Annotated in this window: 24 protein-coding genes and 1 pseudogene; 8 read left to right on the top strand and 17 right to left on the bottom strand. The window is 59.9% G+C overall.

The window, feature by feature from the left end; genetic code table 11:
• Nucleotides 1-43: 43 nt before the first annotated feature.
• Nucleotides 44-1,198: an aldo/keto reductase gene (locus tag K1X15_RS07490; protein ID WP_220306850.1), complete on the top strand. Its 1,155-nt coding sequence runs from the start codon at nucleotides 44-46 to the stop codon at nucleotides 1,196-1,198.
• Between the two features lie 381 nt (nucleotides 1,199-1,579).
• Here the strand turns inward: K1X15_RS07490 and K1X15_RS07485 are convergent, their stop codons facing one another.
• Entirely contained in the window at nucleotides 1,580-2,353 is a 774-nt protein-coding gene (locus tag K1X15_RS07485) for a glutaredoxin family protein (RefSeq protein ID WP_220306849.1), read from the bottom strand.
• A gap of 167 nt (nucleotides 2,354-2,520) precedes the next feature.
• Between K1X15_RS07485 and K1X15_RS07480 the strand changes: the two genes are divergently transcribed.
• Nucleotides 2,521-3,387, top strand: coding sequence for a DUF6692 family protein (locus K1X15_RS07480; RefSeq protein WP_220306848.1), 867 nt, complete (start codon nucleotides 2,521-2,523; stop codon nucleotides 3,385-3,387).
• 47 nt (nucleotides 3,388-3,434) lie between these two features.
• Here K1X15_RS07480 and K1X15_RS07475 read toward each other — a convergent pair whose 3' ends face one another.
• From K1X15_RS07475 to K1X15_RS07450, 6 genes and pseudogenes are all read right to left on the bottom strand, one after another.
• Nucleotides 3,435-4,367 (bottom strand): 2Fe-2S iron-sulfur cluster-binding protein, encoded by a 933-nt coding sequence (locus K1X15_RS07475; RefSeq protein WP_240549744.1) that lies wholly within the window; start codon nucleotides 4,365-4,367, stop codon nucleotides 3,435-3,437.
• Nucleotides 4,368-4,405: 38 nt separating this feature from the next.
• On the bottom strand, nucleotides 4,406-4,678 hold the full coding sequence (locus K1X15_RS07470; RefSeq protein ID WP_220306846.1) for a glutaredoxin family protein: 273 nt from the start codon (nucleotides 4,676-4,678) through the stop codon (nucleotides 4,406-4,408).
• A gap of 112 nt (nucleotides 4,679-4,790) precedes the next feature.
• Nucleotides 4,791-5,401: pseudogene (wrbA, locus tag K1X15_RS07465) on the bottom strand (NAD(P)H:quinone oxidoreductase).
• A 214-nt stretch (nucleotides 5,402-5,615) separates the two neighbouring features.
• Nucleotides 5,616-7,031 carry an MFS transporter gene (locus tag K1X15_RS07460; RefSeq protein ID WP_220306845.1) on the bottom strand — a complete coding sequence of 472 codons (1,416 nt, stop codon included), beginning with the start codon at nucleotides 7,029-7,031 and terminating at the stop codon, nucleotides 5,616-5,618.
• Between the two features lie 136 nt (nucleotides 7,032-7,167).
• Nucleotides 7,168-7,629, bottom strand: coding sequence for a Cu(I)-responsive transcriptional regulator (gene cueR / locus K1X15_RS07455; protein ID WP_220306844.1), 462 nt, complete (start codon nucleotides 7,627-7,629; stop codon nucleotides 7,168-7,170).
• The gene (locus tag K1X15_RS07450; protein ID WP_220306843.1) at nucleotides 7,626-10,154 is read right to left on the bottom strand and encodes a heavy metal translocating P-type ATPase; all 2,529 of its coding nucleotides are present in this window, start codon (nucleotides 10,152-10,154) and stop codon (nucleotides 7,626-7,628) included. The genes cueR and K1X15_RS07450 overlap by 4 nt, the downstream gene beginning before the upstream one ends.
• Nucleotides 10,155-10,325: 171 nt before the next feature.
• Here K1X15_RS07450 and K1X15_RS07445 point away from each other — a divergent pair, with 171 nt between their 5' ends.
• The 3 genes from K1X15_RS07445 (at nucleotide 10,326) to K1X15_RS07435 (ending at nucleotide 13,045) form a co-directional block, all read left to right on the top strand.
• Nucleotides 10,326-10,526, top strand: coding sequence for a heavy-metal-associated domain-containing protein (locus K1X15_RS07445; RefSeq protein ID WP_220306842.1), 201 nt, complete (start codon nucleotides 10,326-10,328; stop codon nucleotides 10,524-10,526).
• Between the two features lie 122 nt (nucleotides 10,527-10,648).
• Nucleotides 10,649-11,128: a DUF411 domain-containing protein gene (locus K1X15_RS07440; protein ID WP_220306841.1), complete on the top strand. Its 480-nt coding sequence runs from the start codon at nucleotides 10,649-10,651 to the stop codon at nucleotides 11,126-11,128.
• Between the two features lie 453 nt (nucleotides 11,129-11,581).
• The gene (locus K1X15_RS07435; RefSeq protein WP_220306840.1) at nucleotides 11,582-13,045 is read left to right on the top strand and encodes a multicopper oxidase family protein; all 1,464 of its coding nucleotides are present in this window, start codon (nucleotides 11,582-11,584) and stop codon (nucleotides 13,043-13,045) included.
• On the opposite strand, the gene K1X15_RS07430 is transcribed toward K1X15_RS07435, so the two are convergent.
• From K1X15_RS07430 to K1X15_RS07400, 7 genes are all read right to left on the bottom strand, one after another.
• Nucleotides 13,036-13,389 carry a hypothetical protein gene (locus tag K1X15_RS07430; protein ID WP_220306839.1) on the bottom strand — a complete coding sequence of 118 codons (354 nt, stop codon included), beginning with the start codon at nucleotides 13,387-13,389 and terminating at the stop codon, nucleotides 13,036-13,038. The two genes, K1X15_RS07435 and K1X15_RS07430, sit on opposite strands and share 10 nt — an antisense overlap.
• A 61-nt stretch (nucleotides 13,390-13,450) precedes the next feature.
• Entirely contained in the window at nucleotides 13,451-15,820 is a 2,370-nt protein-coding gene (locus tag K1X15_RS07425) for a heavy metal translocating P-type ATPase (RefSeq protein ID WP_220306838.1), read from the bottom strand.
• A gap of 84 nt (nucleotides 15,821-15,904) precedes the next feature.
• The gene (locus K1X15_RS07420; protein WP_220306837.1) at nucleotides 15,905-16,792 is read right to left on the bottom strand and encodes a c-type cytochrome; all 888 of its coding nucleotides are present in this window, start codon (nucleotides 16,790-16,792) and stop codon (nucleotides 15,905-15,907) included.
• A 4-nt stretch (nucleotides 16,793-16,796) separates the two neighbouring features.
• The gene (locus K1X15_RS07415; protein WP_220306836.1) at nucleotides 16,797-17,414 is read right to left on the bottom strand and encodes a cytochrome c; all 618 of its coding nucleotides are present in this window, start codon (nucleotides 17,412-17,414) and stop codon (nucleotides 16,797-16,799) included.
• A gap of 497 nt (nucleotides 17,415-17,911) precedes the next feature.
• The gene (locus K1X15_RS07410; protein ID WP_220306835.1) at nucleotides 17,912-18,838 is read right to left on the bottom strand and encodes a FecR domain-containing protein; all 927 of its coding nucleotides are present in this window, start codon (nucleotides 18,836-18,838) and stop codon (nucleotides 17,912-17,914) included.
• A gap of 303 nt (nucleotides 18,839-19,141) precedes the next feature.
• On the bottom strand, nucleotides 19,142-20,431 hold the full coding sequence (locus K1X15_RS07405) for a diguanylate cyclase (RefSeq protein ID WP_220306834.1): 1,290 nt from the start codon (nucleotides 20,429-20,431) through the stop codon (nucleotides 19,142-19,144).
• Between the two features lie 242 nt (nucleotides 20,432-20,673).
• Nucleotides 20,674-21,684, bottom strand: a complete 1,011-nt coding sequence (locus tag K1X15_RS07400) for a PAS domain S-box protein (RefSeq protein ID WP_220306833.1) — start codon at nucleotides 21,682-21,684, stop codon at nucleotides 20,674-20,676.
• A 420-nt stretch (nucleotides 21,685-22,104) separates the two neighbouring features.
• Here K1X15_RS07400 and K1X15_RS07395 point away from each other — a divergent pair, with 420 nt between their 5' ends.
• A complete protein-coding gene (locus tag K1X15_RS07395) occupies nucleotides 22,105-22,329 on the top strand; it encodes a VOC family protein (protein WP_220306832.1) in 225 nt (74 codons plus the stop codon).
• Nucleotides 22,330-22,429: 100 nt separating this feature from the next.
• Here the strand turns inward: K1X15_RS07395 and K1X15_RS07390 are convergent, their stop codons facing one another.
• From K1X15_RS07390 to K1X15_RS07385, 3 genes are read right to left on the bottom strand one after another with little or no spacing between them, the layout of a single operon-like run.
• Nucleotides 22,430-23,311, bottom strand: a complete 882-nt coding sequence (locus K1X15_RS07390; protein WP_338033494.1) for a sensor histidine kinase — start codon at nucleotides 23,309-23,311, stop codon at nucleotides 22,430-22,432.
• Nucleotides 23,312-23,341: 30 nt separating this feature from the next.
• Nucleotides 23,342-23,572: a PAS domain-containing protein gene (locus K1X15_RS21500; protein WP_338033493.1), complete on the bottom strand. Its 231-nt coding sequence runs from the start codon at nucleotides 23,570-23,572 to the stop codon at nucleotides 23,342-23,344.
• Nucleotides 23,559-24,347, bottom strand: a complete 789-nt coding sequence (locus tag K1X15_RS07385) for an alpha/beta fold hydrolase (protein ID WP_220306831.1) — start codon at nucleotides 24,345-24,347, stop codon at nucleotides 23,559-23,561. The genes K1X15_RS21500 and K1X15_RS07385 overlap by 14 nt, the downstream gene beginning before the upstream one ends.
• Before the next feature lie 156 nt (nucleotides 24,348-24,503).
• Between K1X15_RS07385 and K1X15_RS07380 the strand changes: the two genes are divergently transcribed.
• Together K1X15_RS07380 and K1X15_RS07375 are read left to right on the top strand one after the other, a co-directional pair.
• The gene (locus K1X15_RS07380; RefSeq protein ID WP_240549685.1) at nucleotides 24,504-24,869 is read left to right on the top strand and encodes a response regulator; all 366 of its coding nucleotides are present in this window, start codon (nucleotides 24,504-24,506) and stop codon (nucleotides 24,867-24,869) included.
• A 297-nt stretch (nucleotides 24,870-25,166) separates the two neighbouring features.
• Entirely contained in the window at nucleotides 25,167-25,376 is a 210-nt protein-coding gene (locus K1X15_RS07375; RefSeq protein WP_220306829.1) for a DUF2934 domain-containing protein, read from the top strand.
• Nucleotides 25,377-25,381: the final 5 nt, after the last annotated feature.

Here is a 25,381-nt window from a genome sequence, read left to right as displayed (position 1 = left end):
CCGGGTAGCGGTTCGATCTTCCCTCAGAGCATGGAGAATGCACATGGCTACCAATGAATCATCCGGCATCAGCCGCCGGGGCCTGTTGGCCGCTGCCGGCGCCCTGGCCGCAGTTCCTCTGGTCGGTACGGCCTACGCTCAAACGGAGACACCCTCGGCGACCCCCGCGAGTGGCGTTGCGGCTGGCGATATTCCACACCGCATGCTCGGGTCGCTCGAAGTGTCCGCCGTGGGCCTGGGTGTGCAGAATATGAGCCGGACCTATCAGACGACTATCCCCACGCGCTCGCAGATGCACGACATCATCAGGGCTGCCCATGAACGGGGCGTGACCTTCTTCGACGCGGCCGAAGCCTATGGACCGTGGGAAGTGGAACGCATCCTGGGTGAGGCGGTGGAAGGTTTCCGGGATGACATCGTCATCGCAACCAAGTTCGGCTGGAACATCGACCAGGAAACAGGTGGGCGCTTGCCGGGTTACAACAGTCGACCCGACCACATCAAAGTGGTTGTCGACAACATGCTCAAGCGCCTCAACACCGATCGCATTGACCTGCTGTACCAGCATCGCGTCGATCCTGAAGTGCCGATCGAGGAAGTGGCCGGTGCCATCAAGGACTTGATGGCGGAAGGCAAGGTGCTGAACTGGGGCATGTGCGAGATGGGGCTCAATACGCTGCGCCGCGCCCATGCCGAACAGCCGCTGGCTGCCGTTCAGAGCGAATATTCCATGCTCTGGCGCGGACCCGAAAATGAGGTCCTGGCGACCTGCGAAGAACTGGGCATTGGTTTCGTGCCGTGGAGCCCCCTTGGCGTTGGCTTCATGACGGGCGCCATCGATGAAAACACCCGGTTTGCCGAAGGCGATATCCGCGGCGCCGAGGGCCGCTTCTCGCCAGAAAACCTGCACAACAATCTTCAAATGGTCGAGATTGCTCGCGACTGGGCCGAGCGCAAGCTGGCCGCACCGGGACAGATTGCACTGGCCTGGCTGATGGCCCAGCGGCCCTGGATCGTACCCATTCCGGGCACGACGCAAATGGCGCACATGATCGAGAATGTCGGCGCGACCAGCGTCGAGTTCACCGCCGACGAGTTGAACGAACTGAACGCGGCCGTGGCCGCGATAGAAGTGCAGGGCCTGCGCCTGCCGGAGCCTGTCCTCGCCATGTCGGGCACTGAAGCCCCACTGCCGTAAGTGATCTGCGCCAGGGCCGCTACACCACGGCCTTGGCGCGCCGACACATCAGGCCTGGCTGCGCGCCAGCAAGTTTGTCTCGCCGGCCCTACCGAGGGGGTCTTTGTCTTTTGGGAAACGGATTTGCTACCGATATCCGCCCGTTGCCTAGACTACGGTGTAGCGCCTGGGGCGCACTGGGAACCCCGTCGTCATAACCACGAGTTGACCGACCGCTTTCAGGCAACCGAAAAACTCGCCTGAACCGCCGAAATGAGGGCGCCCACCTGCCCGGCGGGTTATGGAAGCCCCCTGCCCCACAATTCCACGCCAGCGCCTTTAGCGGGGCCGTTTGCGGTCGGTCCTGTTCCGGAGTGCGCGGGCCAGATAGCGGACCATTGTTTAGGCCGCCGAAAGCAGAGCTCTTGAAACGAGCATCCATAGAGCCATTGCGACCATCATCAGATTTTCCGTGAGCGACACGAACCCGAGTGGCACATTGCTCGAGCCGCCAACACAGGCGCATTTGAGTTCACGCCGGTCGATATAGACCGCCTTGTAAACAGACGCCGCTCCCACGGTACCGATGAAGAGCGCAACAGGAACCGAGAGCCAGATGAGCGCCCCGGCTATCATCAGGAGCCCGGCAAGGGCCTCGGCATAAGGGTAAATATAGCTGTAGGGCACCCATCGCCGCCCAAGCAGGTCGTAGTTGAGAAACATCGTGCTGAACTGTTCGACATCCTGAAGCTTCAGGAGAGCGAGGGCGACCATTGAGAAGCTGATGAACCATTCCACAGTGCGCACCACGAAAGGCGTTCCATAGGCTGCATAGCTGGCGGCGACGGCGGTGAAGGCCGTGAGTGCGAACAACACGATGACCGGTCGATAACTGGTGGCGTTGGGGTCGGCGACCGGCTTTCCGAGGAAGCGCCGTAGATCATCATGACCACCAATCCTGGACCCGTTGATAAATGTCTGCGGCGTAGTTTCGACCTGGTGTTCGCGCTTGAACGCGTTAGTTTCTTCCCTGGATTTGAGGTGATGGTCCTCCACCGTATAGCCCGCCCGCTCAAGGAGATCCTTCGACTTCAGGCCGTACGGGCAAATGTGGGACGGCATAACCATTCGGTAGAGAGAAGCGGACCGTGGTCCTGCAGTTTGCTGTTGGGACATAATGCGCCCTCCTTCAATCGCCGTCGACGCTCAGTGTTCGACAATGAATGAGTGCCTGGGGGACCAGGAAGTTCCGATTTTTCCCTGGGCACATAGTAAAATTGCGCGGTCGTGCAACCTTCCCACGTGGAAAGGTCATTTCCCATCGGACAATGATGGAGGAACCGATGAAATACGGCCGCTTTTTCCTGATGATCGCCACGTCAACCGTCGTGATGTTCGGTCTGATGTACCTCAATACCTATCTCTTCAGCCACGTCTTCTGGTCGGAGACGCGGGCCTGGATGGCATTGGTGATGGGTGGAGCAATGGCCATCATCATGCTGGCCTTCATGCTCTCCATGTATAAGAACAAGGCGCTCAACGTTGCCATCTTTGCGGGTGCGGCTGTGGTTTTCGGATTGTCGCTTTGGCTGGTGCGCAGCCAGGTCACGGTCGACGACAGCGACTATATGAGTGCGATGATTCCGCACCACTCCATCGCCATCATGACCTCGTCGCGGGCGGGTATCGAAGACGGCCGGGTGCGCAAGCTGGCCGACGAGATCATTTATGCCCAGGACAAGGAAATTTCGGAGATGAAGTACTTGCTGGCGTCGATCGCCGAAGATGGCAAACAGCCGGCCAATCCAACAACGCCTGCGCCAATGGTCGACAGCATCGCTGCTGCCCTGGCAAGCGCCGAAGTTACTGTGCTCGATCCAGAGTTTCTGAGCCCGGAAGAGATCTCAGCGGCCCTGCCCGCCGGGTCACAGTGCACCTTCCTGTACACAGAAGACAGCAAACCGGCGCTGGCAATCGGACCTGGTGATGCGGGCACCTTCGCGGCGCTGAAGTTGTCTGGCGATGTCGTGCGGATCGGGAGCGACAATATGGGTTCGTTTGCTTCGGGCGACCTTAGCCTCACCCTTGCGGGCAAAGACGGCCAGGCGATTGAAGAACTCACTGACCAGGACTTGCCCGAGGTTATCATGGAACTGGCGATCGCTGACCAATTGCAGGCCGGTTACATGGGCTACCTTCGCTGTCCCTAAGGATTTGGATCGGCGGATGATTTTCGCCGATCCATTCGCTCCCTCAGTCAAGAAGCCGCGGCGGCGCTCAATTCGAACCTGTCGGTAAGGATGGCGCCGGTGAGGCAGTGCCGGGCCGAGACCAGTGCCGCCGCCGCGTCAACAAAGCCCGACGGCCCGGCGATGTAGACCTGCCCTGAGAGCAAGCTGCAATCGAGCTGGTGTATCGCCTCTGCCAAAGGCGATGCCGATTTGCCCCTTGCGACGGCTCCGGTCGTGATCGCTTGGTAGGTGAAGCGGGTGTCCGCCTCGGCCGCGCGGGTGAAGAGGCCGTTGAGATAGAAGCCGTCGTGCTGACGCGCAAAGGAGACAAGATGCACGCGCCGGCCGTCGTTTGAGATCAATATCGACTGGACCGGTGCGTGGCCTGTCGAGGCGGCAATCGCAAGGATTGGTCCCGAGGCCTGGTCATCGCCAATGGCAGTTCCGAACGGCCCGGAAACGCGGACAACGTCGCCCAGCTCACGCTCCCTAACAAGAATGCCGGAAGCGCGTCCACCGGCTATGGCGCGAATGTGGAACTCCAGATCGAGTGCCCCTTGCTCGCTGGCTACCGAGTAGCTGCGGGTGATGCCGGGCGCCAGTTCGATTTCGAAAAACTGACCGGGTGAAAAGGCAATCGGTTCATCGGGGCGTAGGACCAGCCGATAGATATCGGGCGCCATGGTATGGAGCGCGACGATCCGGGCCTGCGCACCGACGACGACCTGTTCATTGCGCCAGGCGACGGCAACGTCCGTCAGCGGCACGGCGCGGCAGGCCAGGATGTTGCCAGCCGTCCTCTCCGAAGCGTCGAGCGCGAATGGCGAATGCTGCAGCATCATCACCTCGCCCGAGAGGAGTTGGGACTTGCATGCGCCGCACCGACCGGACCGACAGCTATGGGGAAACGGCACATTCGCCTGGAGTGCGGCCTCGAGCACAGTTTGCCCTTCGGTCATTTCGATGCGTGATTGGCACTGGGGAAGACGGAGAGTTGTCATCGTCCGTTCCCGAACAGGCCGGGCCAATCCTGACGCAACCGAGCGCGCTGTGTGTCATGGGTACCGTAATAGACCTTGGTCCCGACCACTGTGATGGGTGCGACCCGCACACCGGTTCGTGCCTTGGCCTGCTCGGCCACGCCAGGGCGGGCAAGGTCGTGTTCCTCGAAGGGGATGCCAAGCTGATCGAACCACGCCTTGAGCTGCCGGCAGTCCGGGCAAGTCGGGGTCGTGTAAATTTCGATGGTTGTGGAAGATGACGTCTGCATTTTGCACCTCTTGGGATGGTGTTGTCTGTCATCGGCCTTCCAACGCTGGGCAGGTCAATGCCCTATCGTCGTGCAAGCAGGATTGGCGGAGACATCATCTCCGCCAACGGGATCAAGCCGCTAATTTGTGAGCGAGCCGCGAGGCCAGGGTAGCTACGTGATGGCCCTGGAAGCGAGCTCCGGCCAGTTCGGCGGCGGTTGGCATCCGTTCGCCATCGCTGCCGACGATCGCTCCGGCGCCGTAAGGGCTGCCCCCTTGACTTCCTCCAGCCCGGCTTGACCCTCAAAGGTGTAGGGGAGGCCAACAATGATCATTCCAAGATGGAACAGCGTCGGCATCGCCGTCAGAATTGTGGTCTCCTGACCACCGTGCTGGGTGCCCGAGGTGGTGAAAATTGCGCTGACTTTTCCAACGAGCGCATTGCGAGACCAAAGTCCGCCAGCCCGTTCTAGGAATGCCCGCATTGGGGCAGCCATGGAGCCGAAACGGGTGGGCGTGCCGATAATAATGGCGTCGAAGTCTGCAAGCTCATCGATGCAAGCGAGCGGTGCCGACTGGTCTATCAGGTGGCCGTCCCTTTCGGCCGCCGACAAAGGCACAATCTCCGGCACGCGGCGAATGGAGACGGATGCTCCCGCCTGGCTGGCGCCTTCAGCGACGGCATGAGCCATGGATTCTATATGGCCCCAGGCCGAGTAGTAGAGAACGAGTACGCGTGTCATTTGCTTGATCTTTCCGAGAGAGTTCCGAGCCCGTCGAGCCCGATGTCTTTGAGGAGATGAGGGTTGGGAGCCGGGTGCCTTGGTTTTAGGCTGAACCAGGCACGCCAGCGGAACCATCGACGGGTTGGTTTCGGCGGCTCCACATAATGAGTGAAATCTTCGAACATGATGATCTGCCGGGACGTGGCGAGCCCAAGCCCGCCACGCCTGGGGTTTAGCCCACCGGCACCTCCCGCTGGGCGGCGCCGCCGCGAATGAGGAGGAGTGTTGCCAGAGCAGCAACGGCTGCAACGACACCTGCGCCCTGGAACGCCGCCTGGAAGCCCTGAAGCATTTCTGCCGGGCCAGCGCTGCCATGGCCGAAGCCGGCGGTGGAGATCACCACCATGACGGCAAGACCAATGGCCGAGCCAATCTGGTAGGTGGTGTTGATGAGGCCCGAGGCCAGACCGGTTTCCTCAGGCTTGGCGCCTGCCATGCCCGACATGGTGGCCGGGATATAGGCCAGGGCCATGCCCAGTGCCGCCAGCAGGGAAGCCGGCAGAACGTTGATCACGTATGATCCATCCAGCGGCAGGTTAGCGAAGAGGATGAGGGACGCCCCCATCAGCATCAGGCCGAGGATAAGATTGGTCTTCGGTCCGAAGCGGCCGATCAGCTTGCCGGAGAAGCCCACCATCACGATCATGATCAGAACCGTCATCGGCAGGAGCGCAAGGCCACTGGCGAGGGCGGAGAGACCGAGGATCTGCTGCAAATATAGATTGAGGAAGAACCACAGCGGGATCCAGGCCGCACCCAGAAGGGCCATGACCAGATTGCCGGCGGCCAGGTTCGGCGCCTTGAAGATACCGAGGGGCAGCAGCGGTTCGCGGCGAACGCGCTGGGCGACCAGGAAGATCACGAAGAGCGCCAGCGAAATGCCGAGCAGCGACAGGATCAGCGGCGAGCCAAGGCCGGCCGTCTCGATGGTGACAATGGCATAGACCAGCGACACCAACGCACCGGTGACAGTAATCGCGCCGAACCAGTCAACCTTGCCGCGTGCCTGTTCGGACTTGCGCAGAACGGCCGGGATGGAGGCCAGCACGATCAGGCCAAGCGGCACATTGATGAGGAAGGTCCAAGGCCAGGCCATCCACTCGGTGATCACGCCGCCGAGGAAGACACCGGCGGAGCCACCGGCTGCAGCGGCAGCACCCCAGAAACCGAAGGCCTTGCCCAGTTCGGCACCATTGTGCCCGAAGAGGCGCATGACGATGGTAAGGGCCGATGGTGCAATCAGGGCCGCACCGATTCCTTGCAGGGCGCGGCCTGCTAGCAGGATTTCCTGGCTTGTGGCGAGGCCGGCAAGGAGGGAAGCGGCGGTCAGGATGACAAAGCCGGTGGTGAAGATACGGCGGGCGCCGAACAGGTCGCTCAACCGTCCGCCGAGCAGCAACAGGCCGCCAAAGGCGATGACATAGGCGTTGAAGATCCAGCTCAGACCGCTGGCGGAAAAGCCGAGGTCGGCCTGGATAGCGGGCAGCGCCACGCCGATGATGGAGGTGTCGAGGATGACGATGAATTGGGCGGCACACAGCAATGCCAGAGCGGCCCATCTCTTCGGATCCGGTGTGAACTTCTGCATTGGAGTTCCCCAGAAAAAGGTTTCTCGCTGATTGCGATTAACCCCGGTGTCCGGCTTCCAACGCTGGTCGAGTCAAGAGGGGTTAGGAGAAATGTTTCAAACAAAAAAGGCGATGAAAATTCACCGCCTTAAATGATTAGTGGGTATGCGGGTCAATCTCACCCGCAACACCAAATCGAGGCTTTCTACGGATCAGTACTTTTGGTGCCGGAGAAACAGCAAACTCTTCGATGATAGGGCAATCCGGCCTGTCATCGCCGTGACAATTTTCCGCCAGATGCTCAAGTGTTCGACTCATTGCCTCGAGAGCCAGCGCTTTTTCTTTCAGCTTGGCGACATGCTCGAGCGCGATCGACTTCACATCGGCGCTGGCGCGGCTGCGGTCCCGCCACAGCGCCAGGAGGTCTCGCATCTGTTCGACCGAGAAACCGAGGTCCCGGGCGCGATTGATGAAGCGAAGCGCATGGATGTCGTGATCGGTATAGACGCGATACCCGGCATCTGATCGGTGTGCAGGAGTGATCAGACCGATGGTCTCATAGTAGCGGATCATCTTAGTCGAGATGCCTGTAGCCTTAGCTGCGTGTCCGATGTTCATTTTGCATACTCCAGCTCAAGTGGCGCAACAGCGGTACCTGCTTCGGAGCCAACCTGCGCTCCAAAGGACCGCAGACGGAGGGCATTGGCGAGCACGAAGACGCTCGACAGGGCCATGGCGCCAGCGGCAAGGGCCGGCGAGAGCGGCGTCCCCGTGAAGGGATAGGCGATCCCGGCAGCAACCGGCACCAGTGTAGCATTGTATGCGAAGGCCCAGAACAGGTTCTGCTTGATGTTCCGGATCGTGGCCCGGCTGATCGCGAGGGCCGTGGAAACACCGCGCAGATCACCCGACATCAGGACCACGTCCGCACTCTCTATGGCAATGTCGGTGCCGGTGCCAACGGCCAGGCCAACATCTGCCTCAGCCAGGGCCGGCGCGTCATTGATACCGTCGCCGACAAAGGCCACCTTGCGACCATCGGCACGCAGACGCTTGATGGTGTCGACCTTGCCATCGGGCAAGACCTCGGCAACAACTTCGTCGATCCCCAGCTGGCGGGCGATGGCATGGGCGGTGCGGGCATTGTCGCCAGTGATCATTGCCACTTTCAGACCCTGCTCATGGAGAGCCGCAATGGCGCTGCGGCTGGTCGGCTTGATCGGGTCGGCGACGGCGATGATGGCGGCAAGCGTGCCGTCGATGGCGGCATAGAGCGGGCTCTTGCCTTCATCACCCAACTGGCGGGCATTGCCGGCGAAGTGATCGACCGCAATGCCCGCCTTGGCCAGGGCGCGATCGGCGCCGACAAGAACCTTGCGGCCTTCAACAATGCCGGAAATCCCATAGCCCGGCGTAGCCTCAAAGCCCCGGGGCGCCGTCAGAACCAGTCCGCCCTTTTCAGCCGCGGCAACAATAGCTTCGGCAATCGGGTGCTCCGAAAGGGTTTCAAGGCTTGCCACCTGACGAAGAACGTCGGTGCGATCAAAGCCCTCGGTCACGATCAGGTCGGTCAGTTCCGGGCGGCCCTTGGTGAGAGTGCCGGTCTTGTCGAGGGCAACAACCTCAACATCACGCAGGGTCTGCAGGGCTTCGCCCTTACGGAAGAGGATACCCAGTTCGGCGGCGCGGCCGGTTCCGACCATGATGGAAGTCGGTGTCGCCAGGCCCATGGCACACGGGCAGGCGATGATGAGCACGGCAACGGCATTGACCAAGGCGAAGGTGAGCTGCGGCGACGGGCCAAAGACAAACCAGACGGCAAAGGTGGCCAGGGCGATGGCAATGACGACCGGGACAAAGACCCCGGTGACGCGATCGACCAGCGCCTGGATGGGCAGCTTTGAGCCCTGGGCGGCCTCGACCATGCGGATGATCTGCGCCAGAAGCGTGTCTGCGCCAACCTTGGTGGCTTCGAATTCGAAGGAGCCGGTCTTGTTGATCGTGCCGCCCACTACTTCGTCACCCTCGCCCTTGCGGACCGGAATGGGCTCGCCGGTGATCATGGCTTCGTCAACATAAGACTCACCGGACCGCACGATACCATCGACCGGAACCTTGTCGCCGGGGCGGATCCGGATGCGGTCGCCGGCACGGACGGCCTCGAGCGGCAGTTCGATCACGGCCCCGTCGCGCACAACGCGTGCGGTCTTGGCCTGCAAGCCGACGAGGCGCTGGATGGCCTGGCTGGTGCGGCCCTTGGCGCGCGCTTCAAGGAGACGCCCGAGAAGGATCAGCGTCACGATGACCGATGCCGCTTCATAATAGACATTGGCGGTGCCGGCAGGCAGCAGGCCGCCGAAGAAAGTGGAGACAACCGAGAAGCCCCAGGCCGCCGACGTGCCCAGGACGACGAGCGAGTTCATGTCCGGCGCACCGCGCAGCAGGGCCGGAATACCCTTCTGGTAGAAGCGCAGGCCGGGCCCAAACAGGACAACGGTGGCCAGGATGAACTGCAGATAGTGATTGGTCTGCATGCCGATGGTGTTCATGATGAACATGTGCACCGCCGGAATGAAGTGCGAGCCCATTTCCATGACGAAAAGCGGGGCAGTCAACACTGCCGAGAGGCCGAAGGCCCAGCTGAGCTTGCGGGCCTCGGCCGCCTTGCGGTCGGCGGCGGGAACCGGCTCGGCACCGGCTTCGGACGCGACCTGACGGACGTCATAGCCAGCCTCCTTGACCGTCGCTTCAAGCACGGCGCGCGTGACCAGACCACCCGTTGCACTGACGGTGGCCTTTTCAGTGGCGAGATTGACACTGGCACTGATGACGCCAGGTACGGCGGACAGAGCCCGTTCGATGCGTCCGACGCATGAAGCGCAGGTCATGCCCTCGATTTCGAGTTCAAAGCTTTCGACGCTGGTTTCGTAACCGGCCGAGTTAATGGCGGCGATGATGGCGCTCGGTTGCACCGATCCATCTGTTTCGACACTTGCCCGCTCGGTCGCCAGGTTGACAATGGCTTTGATCGTACCAGGAACAGCAGCAATCGCCTTTTCCACCCGCAGCACGCAGGAGGCGCAGGTCATGCCTTCAATGGGGAACTCGAAACTGGATCCGGAAGTAATGGTGTCCGTAGACATTTTGCAGTCCTTTCATTTCGACTGCCACTCCATCTGGGGCTTCCAACGTTGGTAAGGTCAAGCGCTTTTTGCGATAAAAGTCATGGATTGAAAGATTTTCAGATCGGGCCTTGACCCTCCCACCGTGGGAAGAACCATCTTCCATCGTGTCTCAACCAGAAAGGACACGATATGTATAACTTCACTGTCTCGGACATGACCTGCGGCCATTGCGCCTCGACCATTGAGAAGGCCGTCAAAAGCACCGACCCGACTTGCGAAATCAAGATCGACGTCGCGACCCGAAAGGTGCAGGTGGAAACGGCCCGCCCCGCGCAGGACATCGCCGATGCCATCAAGCTGGCGGGATATTCCGGCACGCTCGCCGCCTGATTGCGCCAGATCAATGGCAGCCGGGCAAAGCGGTCTTATGGTCGCTTTGTCCGGTTTGCCATCACGCGGACAGAATGACACGTCATCAATTGACCGGTTTCCTAGAATGCAAAGGTCCCATCATGCCGATCAGCCGACGTATTTTCACCATTGGCGCCCTGAGCCTCGCGGGCGCGACCTTGATGGGGCCGGCGCTGGCGCGAGGCGCAGGCCCGGTGATCTCGATCAAGAAAGATCCCTGGTGTGGCTGCTGCACAGGGTGGGCCCGCCACCTTGAGCAAGCCGGATTTGCGATCGACGTGGAAGAAATCGAGGAGATGGAGACTGTCAAGGACAATCTCGGAGTTCCGACTGAGCTTCGTTCATGCCACACGGCGACAATTGACGGATATGTGCTTGAAGGTCATGTGCCTGCCGAAGCCGTCGTTGCCTTGCTTGATCAGCGTCCGCAGATCCGAGGTCTGGCCGTTCCTGGCATGCCCATTGGCTCACCAGGGATGGAAGGTCCGGCAGGGAGCGCCCCCGATGAGTACGACGTGATGGCATTCGATGTGTCGGGTGATTTTGTCTTCATGCGGTTCGCCGGTCACCAACGTGTGTAACCCTTGACCCCGCCAGATAGCGGGACCAGATGAAAGCGACGTTATTCATCGAGCACAAATGACGCGGATAGTTCAGGCACTGCTGACCTTGTTGATGGCGCTGACACTCAACGCCTCGATGGTCTTTACTTCGACGGGACATGCCGCAACGCATCACGCTGAAACGACCATAGCGCAACCCTGCGACCATCATGGTCATGGTCCAAAAAGAACAGGCCATGTGAGTGAACTGTCGGTCGAGGACTGTGCTCTGCAGATCTGCCCCTCCTGTGTGGGCTTGCCACTGTCTCTTACCGCTGAATTAGGTCTGGCCACGTCTCGAATTTCCGCGATTCCGAGATTGACTCAAAGGTCTCCGTCCTGGCAGCCGCCTCTGTTCCGGCCGCCTATCCATATCTGAAGCTCCGTTGACGGCCTCCGGGCCGATCCCTCTTTCAGATATTGGAGTTTTCCATGAGCACTCTGCTCTCTCGCCGCGCCTTTGTGGGCGCATCCCTCGCCCTTGCCGGTAGCGTGGCCCTCCCGCGCTTGGCGCTGGCCCAGCAATCAACTCCCCGCACTCTGGTTGCCGAGCGGCGCGTCATTGACGTTCTGGGCAAACCGGCCAACGTCTTCGGCATTCGTGATCAGGACGGACGACAAGGTCTGTTTCTGCCTGCCGGCGAACGCTTTCTGGTCGACCTCGAAAACCAGGTCGGCACTGAAACCATCATCCACTGGCACGGCCAGGTTCCCGATCCCGCTCAAGACGGTGTATCCGACACCGGCTATGTCTCCCCGCTGGCTGCGGGGGAAACACGATCGTTCGACTTTCCGGCGCGAAGCGGGACGCACTGGATGCATTCCCATCACGGGCTGCAGGAACAGTCACTGCTCGCCGCGCCGCTCGTCGTTTATTCGGCCGAGGATGAGGCGGCGGACCTGCAGGATGAAACTGTCCTCCTGCACGATTTTTCGTTCCGTAGCCCCGATGAAATTCTGGCCGAATTGACAGGCGGACAGGCCGGGGGCCACGACATGCACAATATGACCGGTGGGGAAATGCCCTCGGGCGGCGCCATGACCATGGATGGCGGCATGATGATGGGCGGCATGGACCATGGAATGATGTCCATGGACCTCAACGACGTCGCCTATGATGCTTTCCTGGCCAATGATCGTACGTTGGCTGACCCGCAGGTCATCCGGACCGAACCTGATGGCAGGGTCAGGCTGCGCCTCATCAATGGAGCAACCTCAAGTGCCTTCTGGATCAACCTGGGCGAAGCCGAAGCGACCGTCTTGGCCGTGGACGGAAATGACGTCGAACCCATCACCGGCAACCGCTTCCCCATGACGCCAGCCCAGCGACTTGACCTCCTGATTGACATGAAGGGCAAATCGGTGGTTCCGGTCTTGGCGCAGGTGGAGGGCCTCGCGGACCGCACCGGCGTCATCATTGCCGTCAATGGCGCCGAGATTCCGAAGATTTCGCGAATGGCCGAACAGGACGAGGCGCCAGTCGATCTGTCACTGGAAGAAAAGCTGGTCTCGCGCCATCCTCTGGTGTCGAGGGCAGCCGACCGGACGATCCAGACCATGATCATGGGGTCAATGGCCCCCTATGCCTGGAACCTGGACAATGCCCCCTGGCCCAATCGTCGCCCGTTGACGGTGGCCGAGGGTGAAAGGGTGACGCTGGAGATCATGAACCATTCGATGATGGCCCACCCCATGCACCTGCATGGTCATCATTTCCAGGTCACGTCGCTCAACGGGCGGGCCTTGAACGGCGCGGTGCGCGACACCGTTCTCGTGCCGCCCATGGCCACGGTCGGCATCAGCTTCGATGCTGATAATCCAGGACGTTGGTTGTTCCACTGCCACAACCTCTATCACATGGCCACAGGCATGATGACCGAGGTGGTTTACGGCTGACGCCGATCCTCCGAGGCAACTGCTCCGCTCGCGCCATCGACCCGATGGGCGCGGCGGAGCAACATGTTGGTGCCGACCAGAAGCACTGTCGGCCAGAGCATGGTGTTGACGATGTCTTTCGCCGAGCCACCAAGTTCGGCTGTGGACGGACCATGATGGAAAATGTCGACGGCCTCGTTGACCAGTTCAAACGCGAGCACGGCTACCCAAGGGAGCCAGAGCCGGCGGCCCCGCGCCAAAGTCAGCAAGACGACCAGATAGATCGCCAGCCCCAGATGAATATGGAGCGCATCCTTGCTGAGGTGGAGAAGCTCGCTGAGATTGGTCTTGAGCGCATTGAGCATGGTGGCCCTCCCCGAGTGGGCTACCACGACCACCTTAGCGACAGGTTACATTGCGCCGCCGCTACTTGATCCGGGCGGAACGCAGACGAAGCGAGTTGCCGATCACACTGACCGAGGACAGGGCCATGGCCGCCGCCGCAATGGCCGGAGACAAGGTCAGGCCAAAGACCGGGTAGAGCACGCCCGCGGCGACGGGGACCCCGGCCGCGTTATAGACGAAGGCCAGGAACAGGTTCTGGCGGATGTTCTGCATTGTAGCGTGCGACAGGCGCTTTGCCCTGGCAATGCCGACTAGATCGCCATTGAGCAAGGTCACGCCAGCACTTTCCATGGCCACATCGGTGCCGGTGCCCATGGCGATGCCGACATCAGCCGCCGCAAGGGCCGGTGCGTCGTTGACACCATCGCCAGCCATAGCGACGACCTTGCCCTGACTTCTCAGATGCTCGACCACTGCACTTTTGCGCTCGGGAAGGACATCGGCTTCGACATTGTCGATCCCGAGCTTTGCGCCGACTGCCTTGGCGGTAACGGCATTGTCGCCCGTCATCATGACCACACTCATGCCCTGGCTCCGCAAGTCGGCAAGCGCTTGTGCGGTCGTGGCACGGATCGGATCCGCTATCCCAAGGGCGCCAGCGACATTGCCGTCGACCGCGACCAGAACAACTGTCGCCCCCTCGGCGCGTACGTCGTCAGCGCGGGATCGCCAAATGCCGAGCTCCACGCCTTCGGTCTCGAGGTACTTTGCGCTGCCGATCAGAACCCGGTGGCCTTCGACTATGCCGGTCAGGCCCTTGCCGACAGGAGAGTCAACATCGCTCGGCGCAGACAATTTGAGTTTGCGATCCTCCGCTGCGGCAACGATGGCCACGCCCAGAGGATGTTCGCTGGCGCGTTCGAGACTGGCTGCAAGCGTCAGGAGCTGGGTCTCTTCGACACTATCCGCCGACATTATCCGGGTGAGGCTTGGACGGCCCTCCGTTAACGTTCCGGTCTTGTCGACCACGATCGTGTCGATCTTTTCCAGCCGCTCAAGCGCCTCGGCATTCTTGATCAGGAGGCCCAGCTGGGCGCCCTTGCCGACACCCACCATGATGGACATGGGCGTGGCCAGACCCAGGGCGCATGGACAGGCGATTATCAGAACAGAGACCGCGGCGACCAAAGCGTGCGCCAGGCGGGGCTCGGGGCCCCAAACCATCCAGGCTACGAAAGCCAGGACAGCGATGACAATCACCAAAGGCACGAACCAGCCCGACACCTGATCGGCAAGCCGCTGGATTGGCGCCCGTGATCGCTGCGCCGCAGCGACCAGTTGAACGATGCGCGACAACATGGTGTCGCGCCCGATCTCGGTGGCCTGCATGACGAGGCCCCCCGAGCGGTTTATCGTTCCGCCGATCAGCCGCGCGCCCTCGGCCTTAGTGACCGGCATGGATTCTCCGGTGACCATGGACTCGTCCACGGCACTGCGCCCCTCCAGAACAGTGCCGTCGACCGGCACCTTCTCGCCGGGCCGAACGCGCAGATGGTCGCCAACCATCACTGCGTCCACCTCGACTTCCTCGTCGGACCCATCCGGCCGGATGCGCCTCGCCGTCTTGGGGGCAAGACCAAGCAGGGCTTTCATCGCACCCGATGTCTGTTCGCGGGCCCGAAGTTCGAGAACCTGCCCAAGCAAAGCCAGCGCGGTGATGACCGCGGCTGCCTCGAAGTAAACGGGTACGGCGCCATCCATGCCACGCATGGATGCCGGGAAAATGTCCGGTATCAATGTCGCCAGCATCGAATAGAGCCAGGCTACCCCAATACCCATGGCGATCAGCGTGAACATGTTCAGGCTGCGATTGACCACGGACGCAGCACCGCGCTGGAAGAAGGGCCATCCGGCCCAGAGAACGACGGGCGTGGCCAGAACAAGCTGTATCCAGTTGAGCGCCTGACCAGAAAGGACCCCATGCAGATCGACAAGATGCGCGGTCATCTCCAGGACGAAGACCGGTGCGGCGAGCGCCGTACCGACCCAGAAACGCAACGTCATGTCGCGTAACTCAGGACTAGGAGCATCGTCGGCCGTGGGCATTTCCGGTTCCAGCGCCATCCCACATATGGGGCATGAGCCGGGCTCTGACCGCTGGATCTGCGGATGCATGGGACAGGTCCAGACAGTGCCTTCGGGTGCCGGTGCTGCCTTTGCCGGCGCCACAGCTACATATTGCTCCGGATTTGCCTTGAACTTGTCGTGACAGTTCTGCGAGCAGAAATAGAAGGTTCGTCCGTCGAAAGTGGCCTGAAACACGGCTGTCGACGGGTCGACATCCATGCCGCAAACGGGATCCTTGGTCATGGTTGGCGGCGACTTGTCTTCATGCTGATGCGACGCGTGACCATGCGCATGAGCGTGGTGGTGGTCGTGGGCGTTTGGCATGGTGGCACCTCCGGGAGCCAGAAATCTTGCACCTTCCTACCGTGGCAAGGTCAACCCAGATTCATCATGGACTTCGGGAGCAGATCAGGGTTCATCCGTATCCAATAAGTATGTCGCCATGTCCTGCAGGTGGCGATCAAGTAGGTAGGCCGTGCTGCCATGCACCACTTCTGCCATCGAGCCGCCAAACGCATCGCCGTCAGGACCGATTCCCGTTCTCAAAGCACGGACCAACGTTTCGACGGTGTACCCCTTCTCGCGGAGATCGGAACTGGTCAAGGCGGGTGACTGCCCGCCGTCCAGCATGTTCGGGTCGCCGGCAAGCGTCATGTCTGAAGGCAATCCGCCAATAACATTGCGCGGCGTGTGACAGGCAGCACAGTGCGCGGGACCGAAAACCAGATAGCGGCCACGATTCCAGGCCGCGGTGCGGTCGGGCTGTGCCGCATAGACGTGGGGCTTTTCGAAGAACGACCGCCAGATCTTAAGGCCGTTTCTGATATTGTACGGAAAGCCGACATCATGTTGTTGATCGGACCGGCTAACTGGAGGCGTTGCCTGGATCGCGGACCACAGGTCCGCAAGATCCTGATCAGTCAGGCTGGCATAGAACTCATACGGAAACGCTGGGTAATAGGGTTCGCCGGCCGGTGAAACGCCTTGCCGCACTGCGGCAACAAACTGCGCAAAGGTCCATGCTCCGATTCCGGTCTCCGGGTCAGGGGTAATGTTGGGCGGATAGAAAGTGCCAAATCGCGAGGTTAGTGGGCTTCCACCGGACAAGGCGGCGGCCTCGGGCGCAGTGTGGCAGGTAATACAACCGGAAAGACGGGCGAGATATGCACCGCGTTTGGGGTTGCCGGCAAGATTTGCAGCAGGCACGCTCGCTTCGAGCGGCCAGAGTTGCAGAGTGATCACGGCCGTAAAGGCCAGGGCTACGGCACATGCCAAAACAACAAGCAGTCTGTTCATGGCCCTACCGCCTAAACGACGCATGGCAAGACGCGCAGGTCTGAGCAATATCGGCATAAATGTCGCCAACGGACCGCCCAATGACTTCTTCCGCTTCCGCTTGTACCTGCGCATCCTCATGATTGGCCGTTGCAGCTGGCCTGGATGACAGACCCATCAGCCAGGCAAAATCCATCCCCTCCCACTCAGTTGTGGGGCGAGGCGCAGGGTTTTCCGCACTGGGCGAGACCGATCCCGTGGTGACGGGATCTCTCGCAACGTCACGCAATTCGGCGCCGAGACTTTCGAGTTCCCCGGCTAACCGGCTGAAATCCTGCCATCGCTCCCAGATTTCCGGTCGGGCCACGCTGGGAGTGTCCAGGCTACCTTCGGGGAATAGGTCCGTCATGGACGCGCCCGCATGCCTGAGGATCATGGCTGCGGCCTGTTCTACAGCGGCACGGTCCGTCTGCATTGGACTTTCCGCCAACGGCGCCAATATCTGCATCTGTTGGCCGAGCATCATCATGCCCATCATGCGGTCGGCAACAATGCCAGTTGCGCCATTATGACCGAGTGCAACGGCGGTGGTCAGAAGTGTCCCAAAGGCAATCGCCCCGAGATTGGGTAATTTAAATGTCATGTCTCTTTCCGGATGCTGAACGCTGGGGTGAGCGGTTCAGCCTCGCGGAGGGCGTGGGATCTCAGTCACCAAGCCAAATGATCGCTCGAGTTCGAGCGAGAAATAGGACACGTAGACGACCTCGAGCTGCATGGAGTCGCAGACAGCCGAGGGCACAAGAATAGGCACGCCACAGTGCACCGAAGGGCTTGTACTATCGTGGTGCGATTCCGAGGCGCCTGGGCCAACAGAGTTCTGCGCAACTAGCGTTCGGCCGGCGCCATGAGGGTGCGCGTATTCGTCCGAGTGAGCGGACACCGCGCCTAGGAGAATGACCATGGCGATGGCCAGAATATTGACGATGGCGCGCAGCTCGGACAACAGCGAATCCCATCAGGACATTCAGTGCATAGCTTGAACGGTGTACTTCAATCCATCAAGGGCTTAGATCCGCGCCCGTCTTGGCAGCTCGCAGAGGCGCGTAGGATGACCGAATTATAGTGGCTATCACTGAATATCTAGTCGTCATTCTTACCATTACCTTTCTCGTTCCCGTTGCTGTTGCCGTTCCCGCTTCCGTTGCCGGCTCCGTTCCCGTTCCCGTTTCCGTTTCCGTTCCCGTTCCCGTTCCCGCTTCCGTTGCCGGCTCCGTTCCCGTTTCCGTTCCCGTTGCCGGCTCCGTTGCCGTTCCCGTTGCCGGCTCCGTTGCCGTTCCCGTTCCCGTTGTTTGTACGATCGTCATTGTTCGGGTTTTTACCGTTGGCATTTGGATTGGCGTTGCCCACGGCTCGCGACTGGACGGCCTCCAGCGCGTCTTTAGGCTCGAGTTCTCCGCTTAAAACAGCATCCTTTGCTGCAGCGGGCACGACTTCACCTTCGATGAGATAGACTACCCGCTCTGCGCCGGGCCCGCTGACGTCAAGAGGCGTGGCTTGGCTCGCGGCGGCGGTCTGTCCGCGCGTCACGTCGGCAACCATGCTGTGATTATTGTCCTGAACTTGGACAACGCCCTCGCGCACATCAACGCGGGCCTGCCCATTGCGATAGGTCACTGTGAATTGTGTGCCTTTGACCACCGCCGCCAACACCGGCGTCTGCACTGAAAAGTGCTGTACGTTTCGTCGCTCGGCCTGAATAGTGACACTGCCCATGGTTTGAATGACGCTGGTCATCTTCTGACCAGCAGCGTCACGAACGGCAACCTCCGTGTTGGAACCTAGGGCGATGCGTTCCTGACCGCGCACCAACTCCGCTCGACCGTCCCCTAGCGTTCGAACCTTCCCCCCATTGGGAATAACGTCCCCCCGATCTAGCGCCACCCAAGCACCGCCCTCTAACTGAAGGACACTGCCCCTCAAGCGGTCCGCGACCCAATCCTGAGCGAGAACTGACATACTGATTGACGACAGCAACGCGCCGACGAGGATAGTTTTGATAACTCGCATTTCTTGCCTCCCACAGGCTCCTGCCTGCATCTGTGCAGCGAGTTCGCGCCCTACACCTTTAACCCAAGCCTAATTCATTCTCGCAATGCATCCTAAGTCGATCACACTATGAGCGTAGGTGAATTTTTGGTTGCGTTGTTCGATCCGCCTGAGCGGTCAGTGGTGCAGGTGCAGCCTGCCGCCTGATCCACGATGCAGACCAACTCCAAATAACGCAGACCGACCGCTTGCGGGGAATCTGCAAGACTACGTGAACGGCGGGAATGGGGCGCATTTTTCCCGTTAGATGAGGCGCGAGACCCGTCAGCTTTGTCCTTCGGCTCGGAGCACTGCGCCTTCAGCTGTTGCGACCCGGTTGCGGCCGGAACGCTTCGCCTGGTAACAAGCAAGGTCTGCACTTTTGATGAGGGCGCTGGCAGACCGATTGGTAGGTGACGAGCCTGCTACGCCTATACTTGCGCTCAGTTTTGTGTCAGTTCCAAACCCTTCAATTGATCTTCGGATGCCGTTGGCAAGTGTCTCGGCTTCTTGGACCGAGCCTTGCACAATAGCCGCAAACTCATCGCCGCCCAGGCGCGCCACATCCTCGCCTTCTACAGCCCACCTTAATACGTTCGCGGTCTGACATAAAGCCCGATCGCCAGCGGCATGGCCGCCTTGATCGTTTATGGCCTTGAAATGATCCAGATCGATAATCAGCACGCAAACAGGATTTGCGCCTGCGGCTGCGAGACTGACCCGAAGGCGCTGCTTGAAGGCTGTCCTGTTCAAAAGCCCAGTGAGGCCGTCATGATCTGCAGCCCATTGTAGTGCCGCTCGCTGATCGGTCTCAACCGTGACGTCTCGAATTGTTCCGATCACTCGGTTGGCTCCATTTGGCACCGGCACTAATTTGGCGAAGGTCTCCACATGCCGGATCTGCGCGCTTGGCAGAACAATACGGTACCGGATGACTTGAGTCTCCAGACCGACGTTTTCGTGGGCATGTTCCGTCGATGCTTTGTCGTCCGGATGCAGGTAGGCGTGCCATGAATTCAAGGGCTGGCTTTCACCATCACCACCAAGGCCGAAAATCTCTCGGGTGCGGCTGTCCCAGTAACTGGTCTCGGTGGCAAAATCGACTTCCCATACGCCGACATCACTCGCATCGAGCGCGAGCCGAAAGCGTTCGTTTGCCCGCTCTAGATCGAGTTCTGCGGCCTTTTGCTTGGTTATGTCGGTTTGGACGCCAATCATTCGCGTTGGTCGCCCTAGTTCGTCACGCTCGATTATCCCGCCGCGATCAAGGGCCCAAAGCCACGTTCCGTCCTTCCGCTTGAGACGCAACTCGGTTTCGATTTCAGTAGTCTCGCCCCGTAGGTGGCGCTCGCCGCTCTCAATCGCTCTTTGGCGATCATCTGGGTGCGTCAATTCCAGCCAGAGTTCACTGCTCGGTTGTAGCTCCCCCGACGCATAGCCCAGCATCGCGTACCAGCTATCAGAATAAACGCAGTCGCCGGTGACAAGATCCCAATCCCAAACACCAAGCCTGGCGCGCGTAACGCCATGCACAAAGGCGTCGAAATCTAAGGTATGAGGACTCGAGGAACACATGACACAATTCAGAGCTGGTCAGCAATCTTGCGTCCAGAGGCACCAAGATATGCTTAAATCTCGCTGAGAATTTTATCGGTCGGGAGGTGGTACTGCCGAATTGAACGATCCTAAGCGGACAGACCGCTGCAAGGCGGTTGACGCGCTGTTGGAACGGAAGGAATGGGGACGCACGTGTCCGGCGCGTTATGGAAGCCTTCTGCCCCATAATCCACCATGCCAACGCCTTATTCGGGGCACTGTCAGACCTTGAGGTTCAGCGGAAGACTGATCGCTACCGAAAGTCCCGTTTGCTGCCACTCGCGGTTGATCGTTGCATTCAGAGCCAACGCCAGATTGCGTGCCAACTGGCTTCCGAAGCCCGACGCACTTTCGCTTGGCAAGGTTTTGCTACCTTTTTCTACCCAATCGATCCGCACGCATTCGTCGGCTTCGTGGACGCGGACTGCAAGCTTTCCATTTGCAGTGGACAATGCACCATATTTGGCGGCGTTGGTGGCAAGTTCGTAAATCAGAAGCGCGACATTTGTGATGGCGTGACCGCTAATGATGATGTGGTCGCCCTCTACTCGGATGCGATTGCCACCGCTATAGGGCGCCAGGACGGTCCCTATCATCGCCAAAAGGTCGCCACCGACACCCTCGTCCATGTCGGTCGACCAGCCGCTCGTCGTCAGTTCGTGGGCGCGGGCGAGAGCCGACAATCGGGCGTGAATGGTAGTCGCCAGCGCCTCAGCTGTTGCCTCTTGTCGCGCGGTGAGTGAGACGATGGACGATGCCACCGCGAAGAGGTTCTTGACCCGGTGCTGCATCTCTCCAATGAGCAGGCGCTGTCTTTGCTCGGCCAAGCGGCGTTCGGAGATATCGCGGGCAATCTTGGATGCACCAACGATAACCCCCCATGCGTCACGGATGGGCGAGATGGTCAGGGAGATATCGACCGCTGACCCGTCCTTGCGTCTTCGGACCGTTTCGAAGTGATCAACGCGTTCGCCGTTTCTTATTTTGGCAAGAATGCGTGGTTCTTCATCATGCCGGTCTTCAGGGATCAGAATGGTAATCGGCTTTCCGATCACCTCGTCCGCTGCGTAGCCGAAAATGCGCATGGCTCCTGGGTTCCAACTCTGAATCTGCCCCGAGAGATCCTTGCTGATAATTGCATCGTCTGACCCATCGATGATGGCCGCAAGCCAGTCACGAGGATCGGGATGATGGGCCGGAATCACACTGCCAGTGAGGTCAGACTTTGCCATGGTAAATTTGCTCCCGAGCTCAATTCCATGCTATCGAAGATTTGGCGCAGGAGTTTTCGGATCGATTGGATCCTTGTCAGCATATGGTCTTGCTGTGCGGACAGATGAGACCCAACGAACGCCGGTGTCAAGCAGACATCCCTGCAGTCGTCCTAATGTCGATCACGAAAGGGGGTCGAGATCCGTGGCCCCTTAGGGTTACTTTGGGCCGAAGGGCAAGGAACCGCGAGGAAGCGCGTGCCATTTTCTTCGATCGGAAGACAGAACCGGAGGCGCCTAAATGCAAATCGACAAGGTTTTCGTCAGCGTCAACGCCAGAGACTTTTCGGGCCTATCGGAGTGTGGAGCAAGGTACTCGAACGAAAATGGTACAGGGAGCCTATGCCCAGCTGCCGCGAGTGGGATGTGGCCGGGTCCGTGTTGTTTCAGGTGCTCGACAATCCCAAGGCGACCGGATCGACGGTTACTAACCTCCGCATTGCTGATCTTGATCGGCACATCGAACGGCTACGCAGCATTGGAGTAGAGCTTGACGACGCTGTTCAAGTCGAAGGCTTTGAATTCCTTCGCTATTGTCAATTTCACGACCTGGAGGGGAACGAAGTGGGCTTGCTGGAGGGCGGAGTAGTGCCGTCGGCCGGGTGAGCGACCTTCTTGTGCTTTCCTGCCGACTTCGGCTCTCGACCCATTTCGGAGATGGCACTGTGGGCCGGCATTGCCGAACAGCAGCAAGATAACTACGCCCTTAGGAGTTGCCAAAATCTTTGGCCATCGGCATCCGAAGAACGAACTTCGTCTCATTCTTGTCAGACGCTACTTCAATGCGACCGCCATGGGCCTGAGCAATCTGGTTGGCGATATAGAGCCCTAGACCGAGGCCCTGGGCGCTCGGGCGCACCTCTCCACGGTAGAAAGGTTGGAACAGTCGGTCCAACGCCGGCTGCGGGATCGGCTCGCCACCATTGGCAATCGACAACGCGAACTCCCCGCCGTCCATCTTGGCTTCTATGACGACAGGCTGCTCCTCGGAACCATGAGTGATTGCATTGCCGAGAAGGTTGGAGAACATCTGCGCCAGACGCGCGTGGTCGACGTCCACGGGCTGAGACAAATCGAACGCCATTTGGATGTCGCGATCAGGATGACCAGCCTTCATCTCGTTCACAACCTGGGCCAGCAGAGGCTCGATCCGCTCTCCTGTTGATTTTTGTATGGTTATACCGCCACCGAGCCGACCACGGGCAAAGTCCATGAGGTTCTCGGTTAACCCGCTCATGCGGGCGATGCTCTCGTTCATGAGGCGCAAGATGCGCGCTGATTTGGGGTCGGTGTGCGATTGCCCCAGCATCTTGATGCCGCCCGACAGACCTGCAAGCGGGTTTCGAAGGTCGTGGCCGAGAACAGCGATAAACTGCTCGCGCAATTCGGCGTTCCTTTCTGACAACGCCTGCAACTTCGCTGCGTCCGAGACTTGAGCCTGAAGCTGTCGACGAGACTCCGCAAGTTCGCGTTCATGCCGTCGCCTTTGCGGGGCTCGGAACAGTGTGACGCGCGTGAACACGACATTGTCAAACCGGCGCTCGGCAGCATTGGCGAGCACCGGCATAATGGTGCCGTCCGCTTTCACCAGATGGAGCGCCACCTCCTCAAAAAAGCCCTACATGCGCAGCAGTGGGGCAAAGTGCGTTTCGTAAAAGATGCTGCCGGCGACGTTGAGCAGATCCCGCAGGCGCTTGCCGGTCAGCTCATTCTGCGTCTGGCCCAACCAGCTGCACAGGGTTGTGTTGACCCGAACGATCCGGCCATCCGGTCCGAGCGACAAGTACCCGCATGGCGCCTGATCATACAGATCCTGGAAATCGCTGTCGGTTTGATCAGAGGAACTCATTCATGGCCGCTGTTACTGCGCCGGGCGAGCTCAAATTGGGGCAATGACCAGACGCATCGAGATAGGCGATGCGACTGCCTTCGATTTCCCGGTTGACGTATTCCCCGACCCGCTCGGACGCGATGATGTCGTCGCGGGTTTGCAGGATCAGGGTTTTGGCCCTGACCTTCTTCAGGTCGGCACGGTTGTCAGAAGTGAAGGTCGCGCGGGCGAACTGCTTGGCGATCTCGGGATCCGTACGGCAGAACGAGTTGATTAGCTCTTCGCCGAGCTCGGGACGATCCGGATTGCCCATGATCGCCCGAGCCATCGCTGCCGACCACCCGAGATGATTGTCGGACAGCGAGGCCAGAAGCTCTTCAATCTGGGATGCACTGAAGCCGCCGTAGTAGTCGCCGTTGTCAATGTACCGTGGAGAAGGACCCACCATTACCAGCTTGCCGAACATTCCGGGCGCCTCGATTGACGCAAGGGCACCGATCATGGCGCTGACGGAGTGGCCCACGAAGACGGCGTCGTCTAGATCGAGCGCGCGACCGATCTCGACGAGGTCAGAGGCATAACCCTGGAGGGGGGCGTATTTGTCCCTCTCATAGGCGTTCAGGTCCGACCGCCCAGCGCCGACATGATCAAAAAGCACGGTCCGGTATCGATCGCGGAAGGACGGCTCCACGTATCGCCACATGTTTTGGTCGCAGCCAAAGCCATGGGCGAACACCATCGTACGGTCGCCCGATCCATTAAACTGGATGTTGTTTCTGCCAAAAAAGGTCATTGAAGCCCTCGTCATCCATTCTCTGCGGCTTATCAGAAGTTATCAACGGAACGAGGTCACATTACGTTTCGTGACAGCGAGATGGGATCGAATTTCCTTCGTGACAGTTGTGCAGTATCGGTCTCGAAGCGGACCTCAGCCAGTATCGGATTTGCAGTGCCCCTAGCTATCACCATCCTCGTAATGGAAGACGAGCCTCTCATTCGGATGGACATAGCGGATCAATTGCAGAATTTGGGCTTCAGGGTGATCGAGGCGGCAAACGCGCGCGAGGCCGTCGCACAGCTTGATGCCAACAATGACATTCAGGTGATGTTTACCGATGTCGACATGCCCGGTGACATGGACGGCCTGATGCTGGCTGAAGCAGTTCGCAACCGCTGGCCGCCGATAAAGATCATCGTCACGTCCGGTCTCCGAGGCGTGCTGTTAAGCGACATGCCAAATGGGAGCCGCTGTTTCGGCAAACCCTACAAGGTTAGTGATATCGCCGACGCCGCACGCGAATTGCTAGCAGCTTAGCTCGTCTATTGTTCGAAGGCAGACTGCTTTCTTGATACCTCAAACCGCAGCTGTTGACTGCAGCCAGCGAGGGCCGAAAGGGGCGGGATGTCCGGGTTGGCGCACGCGCCTGTTTAAAGAGTTTTTGGAAGTACCCTACCCCTCCCAGGAGTTTCGGAGGTGACGAGTCAGGGGCCACACCCGACCGATAGGGTACGGTGTCGCCAATTGCACGACTGCAAATTGACTGCGAGCTCACGCGGGCAATGGAGCGAAACGCGCTGCCCCGCATTGTCGCTCTGCATTTGGAGAGCGCTGATGCAGAAAGACAGAACGGACCCCTGGGTCGATCCCCTTTTCGAGCAACGGGTACGTGAAACCGCGTACTTCCTGTGGGAACAAGCTGGCAGACCCGATGGGCAGGAACAACAATACTGGTTTGAAGCTCTCGAGCGTTGCCTGCGCGAAAGGCAAGCCGATGATTTGCTTCAAAACCAGCCCCCAGCTTTGCCGGAAAGCCATTCCTGATGTCT

The sequence above is a fragment of the Devosia salina genome (genome assembly GCF_019504385.1).
Lineage (GTDB): Bacteria > Pseudomonadota > Alphaproteobacteria > Rhizobiales > Devosiaceae > Devosia > Devosia salina.
The sequence above is the reverse complement of the archived record's forward strand: the minus strand, read 5'-3'. Positions and strand labels throughout refer to the sequence as shown.